Here is a 14,069-nt window from a genome sequence, read left to right as displayed (position 1 = left end):
CACCCACCACGCAGGGAGTTGCGCGCAATACAGCATGGATAAGCACTACTGGTATTTAAATCTCGCTCTTGCTTTTTGGGCCTTCGCGCTGGGGAGCTGGTGCGTTGACGCACGGCTCTGGGCACAGGTTGCGGCATCGCTAACGCTTCTCGGCTTCTTCTTACACTTTGTACAACATCAGGTTAACGCTATGTTTGGTAAAGAGAAAACCCCAAAAACGCCTCCACTACAACCGATTGCAGCCTCACTGATTAACGAAAAAGAGACGCTGCGCGATGAGAAGCAGAACACGGTTGTCGCCAGCGGCACCAACTTTGTTGGCAACATTACCTCGAACGGGCAAGTGCATATTTACGGCACCCTTACCGGCAATATCGAAGCGAAAGACAATATTATCCGCATCATGCGCAACGGCGTGGTGGAAGGTAACCTCTCCTGTCGCGAGCTGTTTATTGATGGCACGGTGAACGGCGAGTGCAGCAGCGAAACGCTGAATATCGAGGAGAATGGCAACATCAACGGTACGCTGACCTACAGCGCGCTGACCATCAAGAAAGGCGGCACCTTCTCAGGCCAGGCGAAACTCACCGCGCCAGTAGCAAAACTCAGCGTTGAGAAAGAGAAGAAGCGCGTCGGTGAATAGCAGGTAAAAAAAAGCCAGCACCCGGCTGGCTAAGAAATACTGGAAGCAATGTGAGCAATGTCGTGCTTTCAGGATTACCGTACGGTTTCCCTGAACGCATGGCAATAATAATCATTATCATTCGCACTTGTCTACCCCCTGTGACAAAAAATGGCAGTTGACGCTTCGCCTGAAAGACCGGAATGTGAAAGCTAACCCAACCAACAGGAGAAGCAGGATGAGCGAGATAGTGATACGCCACGCTGAAATGCACGATGTCGAACCGTTACGACAGATTTACGCGCAGCCCGAGGTGTATCAAAACCTACTCCAGCTACCTCATCCCTCTTCCGATCACTGGCATAAACGCTTAACGCCGCAGCCGGGCCGCCGGGATCTGATTGCCACGCTTGATGAGCAGGTGGCAGGCCATCTCGGTTTAATGGTCGAGCAGAACCCGCGTCGCAGCCACGTCGCCAGTTTTGGCATTATGGTTGCGCCGCAGTTTCAAAATCGCGGCGTCGCCAGCGCGTTAATCAACGAGATGGTGCATCTGTGCGATAACTGGCTGCGCATCGACCGCATTGAGCTGTCGGTTTTCGCCGATAACGCGCCGGCGCTGGCGGTCTATCGCAAGTTTGGTTTTGAAGTGGAAGGCACCGCGAAACGCCACGCGCTGCGTAACGGCGAGTATGTCGATTCGTACTATATGGCGCGCATGAAGGGCTAAAAGATCCCTCTCCCGGGCGGGAGAGGGAAATTGCTTTAATATCCTGCGGTTAAATCATCAACCGAACGCGGATCGGACGCACCATACAGCGTGCCATCCGGCCCAACCATAATGCTCTGCGTACTGCCCATTGAGGCTTTCACGGCCACTTTCTGCCCCTTCTGCTCGAGCAGTTTCAGGGTATCAGGGCTGAAGCCCTTCTCCACGCGCAGCTCATCCGGCCACCACTGATGATGGAAGCGCGGCGCATTGGTCGCTTCGGCAACGTTCATTCCATAATCGATGGTATTCACCACCATTTGCAGCACGGTAGTGATAATGCGGCTGCCGCCAGGGCTACCGGTGACCAGCCAGGTTTTGCCATCTTTCAACACAATGGTTGGCGACATGGAGGAGAGCGGACGCTTGCCCGGCCCGATAGCATTCGCATCACCGCCCACCAGGCCATAAACATTTGGTACGCCCGGTTTGGCTGAGAAATCATCCATCTGGTTATTCATCAGAATGCCGGTATTACCGGCAACAATGCCGCTGCCAAAGACGGTGTTCAGCGTGTAGGTTACCGCAACGGCATTCCCCTCTTTATCCACCACTGAGAAGTGGGTGGTCTGGTTGCTCTCGTAAGGTTCCAGTTTGCCGGGGCGGATCTGGCTGGAGGGGCGCGCTTTATTGACATCGATCTGTTCAGCAATCGATTTGGCGTACGCTTTGCTGGTCAGCGCCTGCCACGGCACTTTCACAAAATCGGGGTCGCCGAGGTATTCAGAGCGGTCGGCGTAGGCATATTTTTCCGCTTCCGCCATCACCTGCATGGCATCGGCGCTGCCAAAGCCAAATTTTGCCAGATCGAAATTTTCCAGAATGTTGAGGATCTGAATGATATGGATCCCGCCAGAGGATGGCGGCGGCATGGAGTAGACCTGATAACCGCGGTAGTCGCCGCTCACCGGCGTACGCTCAACGGCTTTATAGTTCGCCAGATCCTCTTTGGTGATCAGCCCGCCGTTTTTGCTCATCTCTTGGGCGATCTGCTCTGCCGTTGTGCCTTTATAGAAACCATCCGGCCCCTTTTCAGCAATCAGCTCAAGGCTCTTCGCGAGATTCGTTTGAACCAGCTTGTCGCCCTTCTTCAGCGGCTCACCCTCTTTCCAGAAGATCGCCTTGCTGGTGTCGTGATTCGGCAGCACTTCACTGCCGTAGGTTTTGAGATCGTCCGCCAGCGCATCGTTAACCGTGAAGCCCTGCTTCGCCAGTTTGATAGCAGGCTGCACCACCTTTTTCAGCGGCAGCGAGCCGTATTTCTCCAGCGCCAGCGAGAAGCCAGCAACCGTGCCGGGCGTGCCGGAAGCGAGATGGGAGGTCAGGGATTTTTTGCTGTCCGGGTTGCCCTGCTCATCAAGAAACATATCGCGCGTGGCGGCTGCCGGTGCCATTTCGCGGAAATCGATCGCCGTGACTTTGCCCTCTTTGGTGCGGATCATCATAAATCCGCCACCGCCAAGGTTGCCCGCCTGCGGATGAGTCACTGCCAGCGCATAACCGACCGCGACCGCCGCATCGACCGCATTACCGCCCTCTTTGAGGATCTCCACACCCACGCGGGTCGCGGCCTCATCCACCGAGGCCACCATCCCCTGATGGGCCACAACCGGATGAAAGACATCGGCTTCTACCCCATACGAAACGGGGGCTGGCGCGGGCGCCTGAGCAGGTGGCGGCGCAGCGCCGACACTGAAACATGCTCCCGCCGTCAGTGCGGCGATTGCCGCCCAACGCGCAAACTGCTGTTTGATCATCGTCGTTCTCCACAAAGAAGGGCTACAGTTCCCGCTTAAGTCTGGTTCACAATGCGCAAAAAATCATGGTCATGCAGGAATGCGACTAAACTTAGGGACAGGCCTCAACGGGAGGAGATGAGAATGAAACGCCTTGTGATTGTGGCAGCCCTGCTGCCGTTTACCGCTTTCGCGCAGCCGCTTAACCCGACAAACAACCCGAATCAACCAGAGTATGTCGTGCCCAGCCAGCAGCGGATGCAGACGCAAATGCTCAACCAGCAACAGCAGCAGCAAGGGTTACTGAAACAGCAGCAGCAGACGCAGAGCCGCCAGCAGCAGCAGAACCTGCAAATACAGATGAACGATAACTCACAGCGAATAAGGCAGGCTCAGCCGGGGGAGCTCGACCCCGCCCACCAGCAAGTGCTCCCCAACAGCAACGGCGGGATGTTAAGCCAGGGCAGCAGTAGCGGTGGCGGGATGCTCAGCCAGCAGAACAGTAACAACGCAGGAGCGTTAAACCAGAGCAGCAGCAACGGGGGCGAAATGCTAAGCCAGCAAAGCGGCAACGGCGGCGGCATGCTTCATCCGCAAAACAGCGCCAGCGGTTCGACCCTGCAGCAGCCGCATATGTTGCCGCAGACCCAAACACAAAGTGGCGGCATGCTGCACAGCACGCCGCAAACCACTACGCCTTAAGCGCCAAAGTGGGGCCCGATGGTTTCGATATTGTCCGTACAGATGCAATCGACGCCCCACGCCAGCAACTCCGCCGCGCGCGCCGGCTGATTCACCGTGTAAACCAGAATACGCAGCCCGGCGTCGCGCAGCATGCGAACGCGTGCTTCATCAAGCAGTTTATGGTTGAGATGAATAGAGGTGCAGGCCAGGCGGTCTGTCACTTCCTGCCAGTCATCGCGCCAGGCATCCAGCAGCAGACCGCGCGGCAGTTCCGGCGCAGCCTGTTGCGCCGCTTCCAGCGCATCGATCTCAAACGAGGAGAGCAGCGGCGGGGTCATCTCTGACCACAGCTCGCGGGCAGCAAGCGCGATGATTTTGCCCGTCAGCGGGCCGGTGCCGGTCGTTGGTTTGATTTCAATATTCGCCATCATGCCATGCTGCTGGCAGCGCTGCGCCACCTCCGACAGCAGCGGCAGCGGCTCGCCTTTAAATTCGCCGCTGTACCAGCTCCCGGCATCGACTTTCAGCAGATCGCTCCACGCCAGCTCGCCCGCCACGCCCCAGCCGTTACTGGTGCGCTCCAGGTTGTCATCATGCAGCAGAAAGATCTGCCCATCTTTTGATAATTTGGCGTCAAATTCGATCATTGTATGGCCATATCTGGCGCCGATATCGATCGCTGCCAGGGTGTTTTCCGGAGCCAGTTTTCCACCGCCGCGATGGGCGACGATGCGGGGATAGGGCCAGTTATTCATACGCGTTGTCCTGTTTCACCATCGAATAAGTGCAGGTGATGTTCCGCCAGATGCAGCCACAGCGTGCTGCCGGGTGCCGGGCGCTCCTGATGCGACAGACGCGCCACCAGTTTCTGCTCACCCCAGCGGCCATGGGCCAGGTTATCCGCGCCGAGCATCTCCAGCGTATCCATCACCAGCGGTACGCCGCCTGCGGCTTGTGAGCTTAGCGCAATATGTTCCGGGCGGATACCCAGCGTCATTTTCCGTCCGGCATAACCGCGATAGTTCCAGTTAATAGGCAATGCCATGCCGCTTGCCAGCTCGAAGTGCGTACCAGTCTGGCTGATGTGCCCATCGAGTAGATTCATTGCCGGGCTGCCGATAAAGCTAGCGACAAAGCGGCTGGCGGGCTTTTCATACACTTCAACCGGCGTACCGATCTGCTCGGCAACGCCTTTGTTCATCACCATCACGCGCTGCGCCAGCGTCATCGCTTCCACCTGATCGTGAGTCACATAGAGCGAGGTGGTGTTAAGGCGTCGGTGCAGTTGCTGCAACTCAAGGCGCATCTGCACGCGCAGCTTGGCATCAAGGTTAGAGAGTGGCTCATCAAACAGGAAGACCGCCGGATCGCGCACAATGGCGCGGCCCATCGCCACGCGCTGGCGCTGGCCGCCCGAAAGCTCGCGCGGACGGCGTTTCAGCAGGCCTTCAAGCTCCAGAATACGCGCCGCTTCCGCCACGCGTCCGGCAATATGCGCCTTGCCCATGCCGCGGATTTTCAGCCCCCAGGCCATGTTCTCTTCCACGCTCATGTGCGGATAGAGGGCATAGTTCTGAAACACCATCGCGATACCGCGATCTTTTGGCTCCTTCTCCGTGACGCGCTGGCGGTCAATCCAGATATCGCCGCCGGAGACGCGCTCCAGCCCGGCAACCATGCGCAGCAGCGTCGACTTTCCGCAGCCCGACGGGCCAACCATGACAATAAATTCGCCGTCGGCCACATCCAGCGTCAGCGGCTCAATCACCTGAGTTTTGCCACCGTCCCAACTTTTTGTCACTGCCTGTAATTTTAGAGATGACATCTTATTTCTCACTGTCGACCAGACCGCGCACAAAGGCGCGCTGCATGGTTAAAACGATAACAACCGGGGGGATCAGCGTCAGCAGCATCGCAGCCATCACCTGGTTCCACTGCGTCGTGCCCTCACCGCTCGACATCATCCCTTTGACGCCCGCCACGGCGGTGCCGAGGTTGACGTCGCTGATAATCAACAACGGCCATAAGTACTGATTCCAGCCGTAGATAAAGGTGATGACGAACAGCGCCGCAAGATTGGTGCGCGACAGCGGCAGCACAATGTCGCGGAAAAAGCGCATCGGCGAAGCGCCATCAATGCGCGCGGCTTCTATGAGTTCATCCGGCAACGTCATAAAGAACTGGCGGAAGAGAAAAGTCGCAGTGGCAGAGGCCATCAGTGGCAAGGTCAGGCCGGTGTAGCTGTCGAGCATCTTGAGGTTGGCGATCACTTCCACCGTCGGGAAGATGCGTACCTCTACCGGCAGCATCAAGGTACTGAAAATCATCCAGAAGAAAAGATTTCGCAGCGGAAAACGGAACCAGACGATAGCGAAGGCCGAAAGGATAGAAACGGCAATTTTCCCTACGGTTATCACCAGTGCCATGATGAAGCTGTTGGTCAGCATCAGCCAGAATGGCGCGCTATTGGAGCCGACGCCGTTAACCCAAATCGCGCGCAGGTTCTCCCAAAGATGGCCGCCGGGAATAAGCGTCATTGGTGTGTCGTACACCGCGTTGATATCAAGCGTGGCGGTGACAAACGCGACGTAGAGCGGGAAGAGCACCACCGCAACGCCTGCGATAAGCATGATATGGCTGAACAGCGTCAGCCCTGGGCGATTCTCAATCATTGGTAGCGCACCTTACTTTCGACATAGCGGAACTGCACCACCGTCAGCACAATCACCAGCACCATCAGGATCACCGACTGCGCCGCGGATGAAGAGAGATCCAAGCCGACAAACCCTTCGCGGTAGATCTTATAAATCAGCGTAGTGGTCGCCTGCACCGGGCCGCCGGCAGTCGCCGCATCGATAACCGGGAACGTATCGAAGAAGGCATAGACCAGGTTGACCACCAACAGGAAGAAGCTGACCGGTGCGATCAACGGCAGCGAAAGTTTGAAGAAACGGCGAATGGGTCCCGCGCCATCAATGGCGGCGGCTTCCACCAGCGAGCGGGGAATGGACTGCAGCGCGGCGAAGAAGAATAGGAAGTTGTAGCTAATCTGCTTCCACACCGAGGCGAACACCACTAAAAACATCGCCTGACCGCTATTCTGCGCATGGTTCCAGTGATAACCGAACTGCTCAAGGAAGTGCGTAATCAATCCACGTCCGGGATTGAAAAGAAAGATCCACAATACGGCGGCAACGGCTGGTGCCACGGCGTAGGGCAGCAGCATCAACGTCTGGTAGATGCGGCTGCCGCGCACCACGTTATCCACCAGCGCGGCAAAGAACAGCGAGACAAACAGGCCGCTGAAGGTGACCATCGCGCTAAAACGGATCGTCGTCCAGAAGGCGTCGAGGTAGTAGCTGTCATGAAACAGCGCGGTGAAGTTATCCAGCCCGACAAACTGGCTAGAGAGACCAAAGGGATCGACGCTCTGCACGGAGTACCACAGCGCTTCGCCCGCAGGCCAGAGAAAGAAAATCACCGTGATCGCCAACTGCGGCGCGACGAGCAGATAGGGTAGCCAGCGTGAACGAAACACCGGACGGGATGAGGACATAGCAAGGCTCTTTTTAAATATGCCGGAGGGCGGCGACGCGATACATGGACCGATTTACAGGCCAGACAAGCGCTGCGCTTATCCGGCCTTTAACTCATTAAGACTTGGTCGACTGCTGGAAGCGGCGCAGCAACTGGTTACCGCGCTCAACCGCTGAGTCCAGCGCCTGCTGTGGGGTCTTCTTACCAGTCCACACGCTCTCCAGCTCTTCATCAAGCACGGTACGGATCTGCGGCATATTGCCCAGACGCAGCCCTTTGGTGAAGGCCAACGGCGGCTTGTTCAGCATCTGGCGCGTGGCGATATCCGCCCCCGGGTTTTTGTCATAGAAACCCTGCTGGCGCGTCAGATCGTACGCGGCCTTGGTGACAGGCAGATAACCGGTTTTCTGATGCCACTCGGCCGCGATTTCCGGCTTGGTCAGGAAGTCGAGGAACTGCGCCACGCCTTTGTAGGTCGCATCATCTTTGCCTTTCATTACCCACAGGCTGGCACCGCCGATAATGGCGTTTTGCGGCGCGCCTTTCACATCGGCGTCGTACGGCATCATGCCGACACCGTAGTTAAATTTCGCATAGTGGCGGATATCTGCCAGCGAACCGGATGAGGCGGTGGTGATGGCGCAATCGCCGTTGTAGAACTTCTCGGTGGATTCATCTTTACGGCCAAAGTAGCTGAATTCACCTTTCTTATTCAGCTCTTCCAGCATGGCGATATGTTTCACCTGCTCCGGCTTATTGAACTCCAGCACCGCATCGGTACCGTCAAAACCGTTGTTTTTTGTAGCGACCGGCAGACCGTGCCAGGCGCTAAAGTTCTCAATCTGGATCCAGCCCTGCCAGCCGCTGGCGTAACCGCACTTCATACCCGCCGCTTTTAGCTTCGCGGTGTAGGCCGCCAGATCCTGCCAGGTTTTCGGTGGCTGATCCGGGTTCAGGCCCGCTTTTTTGAAGGCATCTTTATTGTAATAAAGCACCGGTGTGGAGCTGTTAAAGGGTTGAGAGAGCAGATGCCCGGTTTTTGAATCGGTGTAGTAACCCGCAACGGTCGGCACAAACTGGCTTTCGTCAAAGGTGACGCCCGCATCTTTAAAGACCTCGTAAACCGGCTTGATCGCTTTGGAGGCCATCATCGTCGCGGTGCCCACTTCGTAAACCTGCAACAGCGCTGGCGCATTACCGGTGCGGAAGGCGGCAATGCCCGCGCTCAGGTTCTGCTCGTAGTTGCCTTTATAGACCGGAACGATTTTGTAGTCGGGATGGGTATCATTAAAACGTTGCGCCAGGGAGTCGACCTCTTTGCCTAACTCGCCCTCCATAGAGTGCCAGAACGGGATAGTGGTTACGGCCATGGCATTGCCAGCAAAAACAAATCCCAGCGCCAGACCCAAAGCTGTATGTCGTAACGTCGTCATTGTGCTCTCTCTTGTTATACGGGATGCGCGATATCACGCGTTTTGTGCTCGCGAGGTAACATGACACGCTCGAATGACAGAAAAATAACTTTTTGATTACAAAAAAATGACAGCCAGGCGTCAGAGAGATGTCGCGCAAGTGATGGAAAGATGAAGGAAAAATGGCGGCGCAGACAAAGGGCTTCCCGGCGAACCAGGAAGCCCTTTAAGCGGCGCTCGAAGGCAACGCTGCAACAACATCATCGCACCTGAAAGGCAGGGATTGCTCCCTGCCCCAGGTCGCTACTTACCGGATTCGTAAGCCATCAAAGCCGCCACCTCTCTCTCTTTGTCCCGATAGCGAAGCTCGCACAGGGATTTACGGGTCAGGTAGGTGAATATCAGCAGCGTGAAGCAGAGAATAAACACGCAGCAGATAAAAGTTTGCGGGATTTTCATAGCCTTTAACTCCTTGCCTTTCAGCAGGTAAGAGGCTACGCTGACGTTGTTTGGGCGTCGGTGTAGCCTCGGGTTAATTGAAAAATTGACTCGGGGCTTTCATCTTTCTGCCTCACAACACTTCTGCATAACTTCCTAAAGCGCAGCCATAAGGCAAAAAGCCTCAAGCGCCGCCCGCATCATATCCCGGTCACACGCCATACTTCATGGCTGAAATATATTTTTCAGATTTAAACCCGATCGCTGATGTTACTGTTTTCACTAATAAAAAAGGGCTTCCCGGCGAACCAGAAAGCCCTTTAAGCGGCGCTCGAAGGCAACGCTGCAACAACATCATCGCACCTGAAAGGCAGGGATTGCTCCCTGCCCCAGGTCGCTACTTACCGGATTCGTAAGCCATCAAAGCCGCCACCTCTCTCTCCTTATCCCGGTAGCGAAGCTCGCACAGGGATTTACGGGTCAGGTAGGTGAATATCAGCAGCGTGAAGCAGAGAATAAACACGCAGCAGATAAAAGTTTGCGGGATTTTCATAGCCTTTAACTCCTTGCCTTTCAGCAGGTAAGAGGCTACGCTGACGTTGTCTAGGCGTCGGTGTAGCCTCGGGTTAATTGAAAAATTGACTCGGGGCTTTCATCTTTCTGCCTCACAACATTTCTGCATAACGTCTTAATACACAGCCATGAGGCAAAAAGCCTCAAGCGCCGCCCGCATCATATCCCGGTCACACGCCATACTTCATGGCTGAAATGCGTTTTTCAGATTTAAACCCGATCGCTGATGTTACTGTTTTCGCTAATAAAAAAGGGCTTTCTGGCGAACCAGAAAGCCCCTTATTTGCGCAGCTTCACTTCCTTGCCTTTCAGCAGGTAAGAGGCTACGCTGACGTTGTCTGGGCGTCTGTGTAGCCTCGGGTTAATTGAAAAATTGACTCGGGGCTTTCATCTTTCTGCCTCACAACATTTCTGCATAACGTCTTAAAGCGCAGCCATGAGGCAAAAAGCCTCAAGCGCCGCCCGCATCCTGTTGCGAACCCTCTCGCTGCGTATGACTGAAGTGCATTTTTCAGAAAAAAACCGGCCCTTGCGAGACCGGTTTAAATGATTGTACTTCAATACGTTAGCCGCCGAGGTAAGCGCTTCTTACCGCTTCATTCGCCAGTAGCGCGTCGCCGGTATCTTCGAGCACAACATGCCCGTTCTCCAGCACATAGCCGCGATCGGCGAGCTTCAGCGCCTGGTTAGCATTCTGCTCCACGAGGAAGATGGTCATCCCCTCTTTACGCAACTGCTCAATGGTGTCGAAGATCTGTTGAATGATAATCGGTGCCAGCCCGAGCGACGGCTCATCCAGCAGTAGCAGGCGCGGCTGGCTCATCAGCGCGCGGCCTATCGCCAGCATCTGCTGTTCACCGCCGGACATGGTGCCGGCGCGCTGTATGCGGCGTTCATGCAGGCGCGGGAAGAGTTCATACACCCATTTAATACGCGTCTGATATTGATCGCGGTGGGCAAAGAAGCCGCCCATCGCCAGGTTCTCCTCTACGGTCATCCGCGAGAAGACGCGGCGGCCTTCCGGCACGATCGCGACCGCTTCACGCATAATCTTCGCCGTTTGCCAGTCGGTAATATCTTTGCCGTCGAATACCACGCGGCCACTGGTGGCGCGCGGATCGCCGCACAGCGTGCCGAGCAAAGTGGTTTTCCCCGCGCCGTTGGCACCAATCAGGGTCACGATTTCTCCCTGATTAATATGCAGACTGACCTCGTGCAGCGCCTGGATTTTGCCGTAGTGGGCGCTAACTTTGTCGAAAGATAACATTGCGTTTTGCATCTTATGCCTCACCCAGATAAGCGCGGATCACGTCCGGGTTATTACGAATCTCTTCCGGCGTTCCGTTGGCCAGCGGTGTTCCCTGGTTGACGACATAGATCCGGTCGGAAATGCCCATCACCAGCTTCATATCATGCTCAATCAGCAGGATGGTGGTGTTGTGATGGTTACGCAGCTCGACGATCAGCTCATCCAGCTCTTTGGTCTCTTTCGGGTTTAACCCTGCCGCGGGTTCATCCAGCATCAGGATCTCCGGCTGCGTCACCATGCAGCGGATAATCTCCAGACGGCGCTGATCGCCATAAGCCAGATTGCTGGCCTGGCGGTTGGCGTGTGCTAACAAACCGATCCTCTCAAGCCAGGTCGCGGCGCGATCGAGCGCTTCGCTCTGCGTGCGGCGAAACGCGGGCGTCTTCAACAGGCCAGAGAAGAGCCCGGTTTTTAACTGCTGATGCTGCGCCACCAGTAAGTTCTCAATCACCGTCATCTCACGGAACAGACGCACATGCTGAAAGGTGCGCACCACGCCCATACGCGCGATTTGCTGGCCCGGCAGCCCTTCGAGATGCTGGTCGCGCAGCATAATGGTGCCGCCGGTGGGTTTATAAAACCCGGTCAGGCAGTTGAAGACGGTGGTTTTCCCCGCACCGTTCGGGCCAATCAGCGAGACAATCTCCTGCGGTCGCAGCTCCAGCGAGACGTTGTTGACCGCCAGCAAACCGCCGAAGCGCATCATCAGGCCATTTACCGATAACAGTGGCTGACTCATGCCTGCTCTCCTTTTGCCTGGCCGTTTTTCAGTTTCAGCTGCGGCCGCGTCATCGGCAGCAAGCCCTGCGGACGCCAGATCATCATCAGCACCATCAAACCACCCAGCATTAACATGCTGTATTCATTGAAATCACGCATCAGTTCACGCGAGACCACCAGCAAAATAGCGGCAAGGATCACCGCGAACTGCGAACCCATCCCGCCCAGTACGACTATCGCCAGTACAAAGGCCGATTCGGCAAAGGTGAAAGACTCCGGGCTGACAAAGCCCTGGCGCGCGGCGAACAGCGTCCCGGCAAAACCGGCGAACGCGGCGCTGATGGTAAATGCCGTCAGCTTGATGCGCGTCGGGTTGAGTCCCAGCGAGCGGCAGGCAATCTCATCTTCACGCAGTGCTTCCCACGCGCGGCCCAGCGGCATACGCAGCAGGCGGTTGATAACGAACAGCGTCAGCACCACCAGCAGCAGCGCCACCAGATAGAGGAACACCACGCGGTCGCTCGGATCGTATTTCACATTGAAGAAGTTGCTGAAAGTATCCCAGCCCCCTTCGCGCGCTGTGCGGCTGAACTCAAGGCCAAACAGCGTCGGTTTCGGGATCTGGCTGATGCCGTTTGGCCCGCCGGTCACTTCGGTGTTATTAAGCAGCAGAATGCGCACAATCTCACCGAAGCCCAGCGTCACAATCGCCAGGTAGTCGCCGCGCAGACGCAGCACCGGGAAGCCGAGCAGGAAACCGGCAGCGGCAGAGACCAGCCCCGCCAGCGGCAGGCAGGTCCAGAAGCCCAGCCCGTAATAGTGGTTCAGCAGCGCAAAGGTGTAGGCACCGATAGCATAAAAACCGCCGTAGCCCAGCACCAGCAGGCCGGAAAGCCCAACCACCACGTTCAGCCCGAGACCGAGGATGATGTAGATCATCGTCATAGTGGCGATATCGATGGTGCCGCGCGACACCATAAACGGCCACACCACGGCAATCACCAACAGCGCCAGCAGGAACAGCTTCTGCTTAGCGGTAGATCCATCGATAGCGGGCAGAACAAATTTCGGCCCGGAAATGCCCTTCAGGCTCTTCTGGAAAACAGGACGCAGTAACTGGAAGAAAAAGACCACCGCGGTGCCGATAAAGATCCACTGCCAGCGGATATCCGCCGCGTTATCGACCACCAGTTTGGTGCCATTCAGCTCCAGCTGTACGCCCATAAAGACGCCCGCAAGGATGAAGAACATGGCGGCAGAGAGCAGCGCCATCGCAAAATGCATCGGTTTCATACTTTCTCTACCTCCGGGCGACCGAGGATACCGGTCGGCATCACCAGCAGGACGCCAATCAGCAGCGCGAAGGAGACCACATCTTTATACTCAGTGCTCAGGTAGGCTGAAGAGAGCGCTTCCGCCACACCGAGGATCAGCCCGCCAATCATCGCGCCAGGAATGCTGCCTATACCGCCCAGCACCGCAGCGGTAAATGCCTTCATACCCGCCATAAAGCCGATATACGGGTTGATCACGCCATAGAACTGGCCGAGCAGCACGCCAGCCACCGCCGCCATCGCCGCGCCAATCACAAAGGTCAGCGCGATCACCCGATCGGTGTTGATGCCGAGCAAGCTCGCCATTTTCAGGTCTTCAGCACAGGCGCGGCAGGCGCGTCCCATGCGCGAATAGCGGATAAAGAGCGTTAATGCGAGCATGGCGACAAAGGTGACGATCCAGATAACCAGCTGCATTGTCGTGATGGAGGCGGCAAAGTTTTCACTGCTGCCGATAGTCCACTGGCCGTTGAACAGGCTTGGCAAGGCCACGTCGCGCGAGCCTTCTGTCAGGCTGACGTAGTTTTGCAGGAAGATGGACATGCCGATGGCGGAGATAAGCGCAATCAGACGCTTGGAGCTGCGCACCGGGCGGTAAGCAACGCGCTCGATACTCCAGCCGTAGGCACTGGCGATAATAATCGCGCCGACAAAACCGGCCCCGACCAGCAGCCAGCTTGAGTCGATGCCCATCATCATCAGCGCGGCGATAATCATAAAAGAGACGTAGCTGCCGATCATGTAGACCTCGCCATGGGCGAAGTTAATCATGCCGATAATGCCGTACACCATGGTGTAGCCAATGGCGATCAGGGCGTAAGTGCTGCCCAGCGTGACGCCGTTGAACATCTGCTGCAAGAAATAGAGAAACTGCTCAGACATAACTTAACCTTCTTAAATCTCTCAAGATTTTCGTCCAAAGAGAGGGATGACTG

15 protein-coding genes are annotated in these 14,069 nt (G+C 56.3%); 3 read left to right on the top strand and 12 right to left on the bottom strand.

Annotation, left to right across the window (positions count from 1 at the left end; all coding sequences use genetic code 11):
- Positions 1-34 precede the first annotated feature (34 nt).
- A complete protein-coding gene (locus N7V53_RS20385) occupies positions 35-643 on the top strand; it encodes a polymer-forming cytoskeletal protein (protein ID WP_023482013.1) in 609 nt (202 codons plus the stop codon).
- A 217-nt stretch (positions 644-860) separates the two neighbouring features.
- A complete protein-coding gene (gene yhhY / locus N7V53_RS20380; protein WP_279794716.1) occupies positions 861-1,352 on the top strand; it encodes an N-acetyltransferase in 492 nt (163 codons plus the stop codon).
- A gap of 35 nt (positions 1,353-1,387) precedes the next feature.
- Here yhhY and ggt read toward each other — a convergent pair whose 3' ends face one another.
- The gene (gene ggt / locus N7V53_RS20375; protein WP_279794715.1) at positions 1,388-3,148 is read right to left on the bottom strand and encodes a gamma-glutamyltransferase; all 1,761 of its coding nucleotides are present in this window, start codon (positions 3,146-3,148) and stop codon (positions 1,388-1,390) included.
- 123 nt (positions 3,149-3,271) lie between these two features.
- Between ggt and N7V53_RS20370 the strand changes: the two genes are divergently transcribed.
- Entirely contained in the window at positions 3,272-3,829 is a 558-nt protein-coding gene (locus tag N7V53_RS20370) for a DUF2756 family protein (RefSeq protein ID WP_279794714.1), read from the top strand.
- Here N7V53_RS20370 and ugpQ read toward each other — a convergent pair.
- The 11 genes from ugpQ to livH form a co-directional block, all read right to left on the bottom strand.
- Positions 3,826-4,566 carry a glycerophosphodiester phosphodiesterase gene (ugpQ, locus tag N7V53_RS20365; protein WP_279794713.1) on the bottom strand — a complete coding sequence of 247 codons (741 nt, stop codon included), beginning with the start codon at positions 4,564-4,566 and terminating at the stop codon, positions 3,826-3,828. The two genes, N7V53_RS20370 and ugpQ, sit on opposite strands and share 4 nt — an antisense overlap.
- Complete coding sequence (locus tag N7V53_RS20360; RefSeq protein ID WP_200580547.1) at positions 4,563-5,636, bottom strand: sn-glycerol-3-phosphate import ATP-binding protein UgpC; 1,074 nt, start codon at positions 5,634-5,636, stop codon at positions 4,563-4,565. Before N7V53_RS20360 ends, ugpQ begins: the two co-directional genes overlap by 4 nt.
- Position 5,637: 1 nt before the next feature.
- Positions 5,638-6,483 (bottom strand): sn-glycerol-3-phosphate ABC transporter permease UgpE, encoded by an 846-nt coding sequence (ugpE, locus tag N7V53_RS20355; RefSeq protein ID WP_279794712.1) that lies wholly within the window; start codon positions 6,481-6,483, stop codon positions 5,638-5,640.
- The gene (gene ugpA / locus N7V53_RS20350) at positions 6,480-7,367 is read right to left on the bottom strand and encodes a sn-glycerol-3-phosphate ABC transporter permease UgpA (RefSeq protein ID WP_279794711.1); all 888 of its coding nucleotides are present in this window, start codon (positions 7,365-7,367) and stop codon (positions 6,480-6,482) included. Before ugpA ends, ugpE begins: the two co-directional genes overlap by 4 nt.
- Positions 7,368-7,464: 97 nt before the next feature.
- Positions 7,465-8,781 (bottom strand): sn-glycerol-3-phosphate ABC transporter substrate-binding protein UgpB, encoded by a 1,317-nt coding sequence (gene ugpB, locus N7V53_RS20345; RefSeq protein WP_279794710.1) that lies wholly within the window; start codon positions 8,779-8,781, stop codon positions 7,465-7,467.
- 282 nt (positions 8,782-9,063) lie between these two features.
- A complete protein-coding gene (locus N7V53_RS20340) occupies positions 9,064-9,219 on the bottom strand; it encodes a type I toxin-antitoxin system Hok family toxin (RefSeq protein WP_023482078.1) in 156 nt (51 codons plus the stop codon).
- 376 nt (positions 9,220-9,595) lie between these two features.
- Positions 9,596-9,751 carry a type I toxin-antitoxin system Hok family toxin gene (locus N7V53_RS20335; RefSeq protein ID WP_023482078.1) on the bottom strand — a complete coding sequence of 52 codons (156 nt, stop codon included), beginning with the start codon at positions 9,749-9,751 and terminating at the stop codon, positions 9,596-9,598.
- Positions 9,752-10,336: 585 nt separating this feature from the next.
- Positions 10,337-11,050 carry a high-affinity branched-chain amino acid ABC transporter ATP-binding protein LivF gene (livF, locus tag N7V53_RS20330; RefSeq protein WP_277169921.1) on the bottom strand — a complete coding sequence of 238 codons (714 nt, stop codon included), beginning with the start codon at positions 11,048-11,050 and terminating at the stop codon, positions 10,337-10,339.
- Position 11,051: 1 nt separating this feature from the next.
- Positions 11,052-11,819, bottom strand: a complete 768-nt coding sequence (livG, locus tag N7V53_RS20325) for a high-affinity branched-chain amino acid ABC transporter ATP-binding protein LivG (protein ID WP_023482112.1) — start codon at positions 11,817-11,819, stop codon at positions 11,052-11,054.
- Positions 11,816-13,093, bottom strand: coding sequence for a high-affinity branched-chain amino acid ABC transporter permease LivM (locus N7V53_RS20320; RefSeq protein WP_279794709.1), 1,278 nt, complete (start codon positions 13,091-13,093; stop codon positions 11,816-11,818). Before N7V53_RS20320 ends, livG begins: the two co-directional genes overlap by 4 nt.
- Entirely contained in the window at positions 13,090-14,016 is a 927-nt protein-coding gene (gene livH / locus N7V53_RS20315) for a high-affinity branched-chain amino acid ABC transporter permease LivH (protein ID WP_023482039.1), read from the bottom strand. Before livH ends, N7V53_RS20320 begins: the two co-directional genes overlap by 4 nt.
- Positions 14,017-14,069: the final 53 nt, after the last annotated feature.

Source organism: Kosakonia sp. HypNH10, assembly GCF_029850615.1.
Classification (GTDB): domain Bacteria; phylum Pseudomonadota; class Gammaproteobacteria; order Enterobacterales; family Enterobacteriaceae; genus Kosakonia; species Kosakonia cowanii.
The sequence above is the reverse complement of the archived record's forward strand: the minus strand, read 5'-3'. Positions and strand labels throughout refer to the sequence as shown.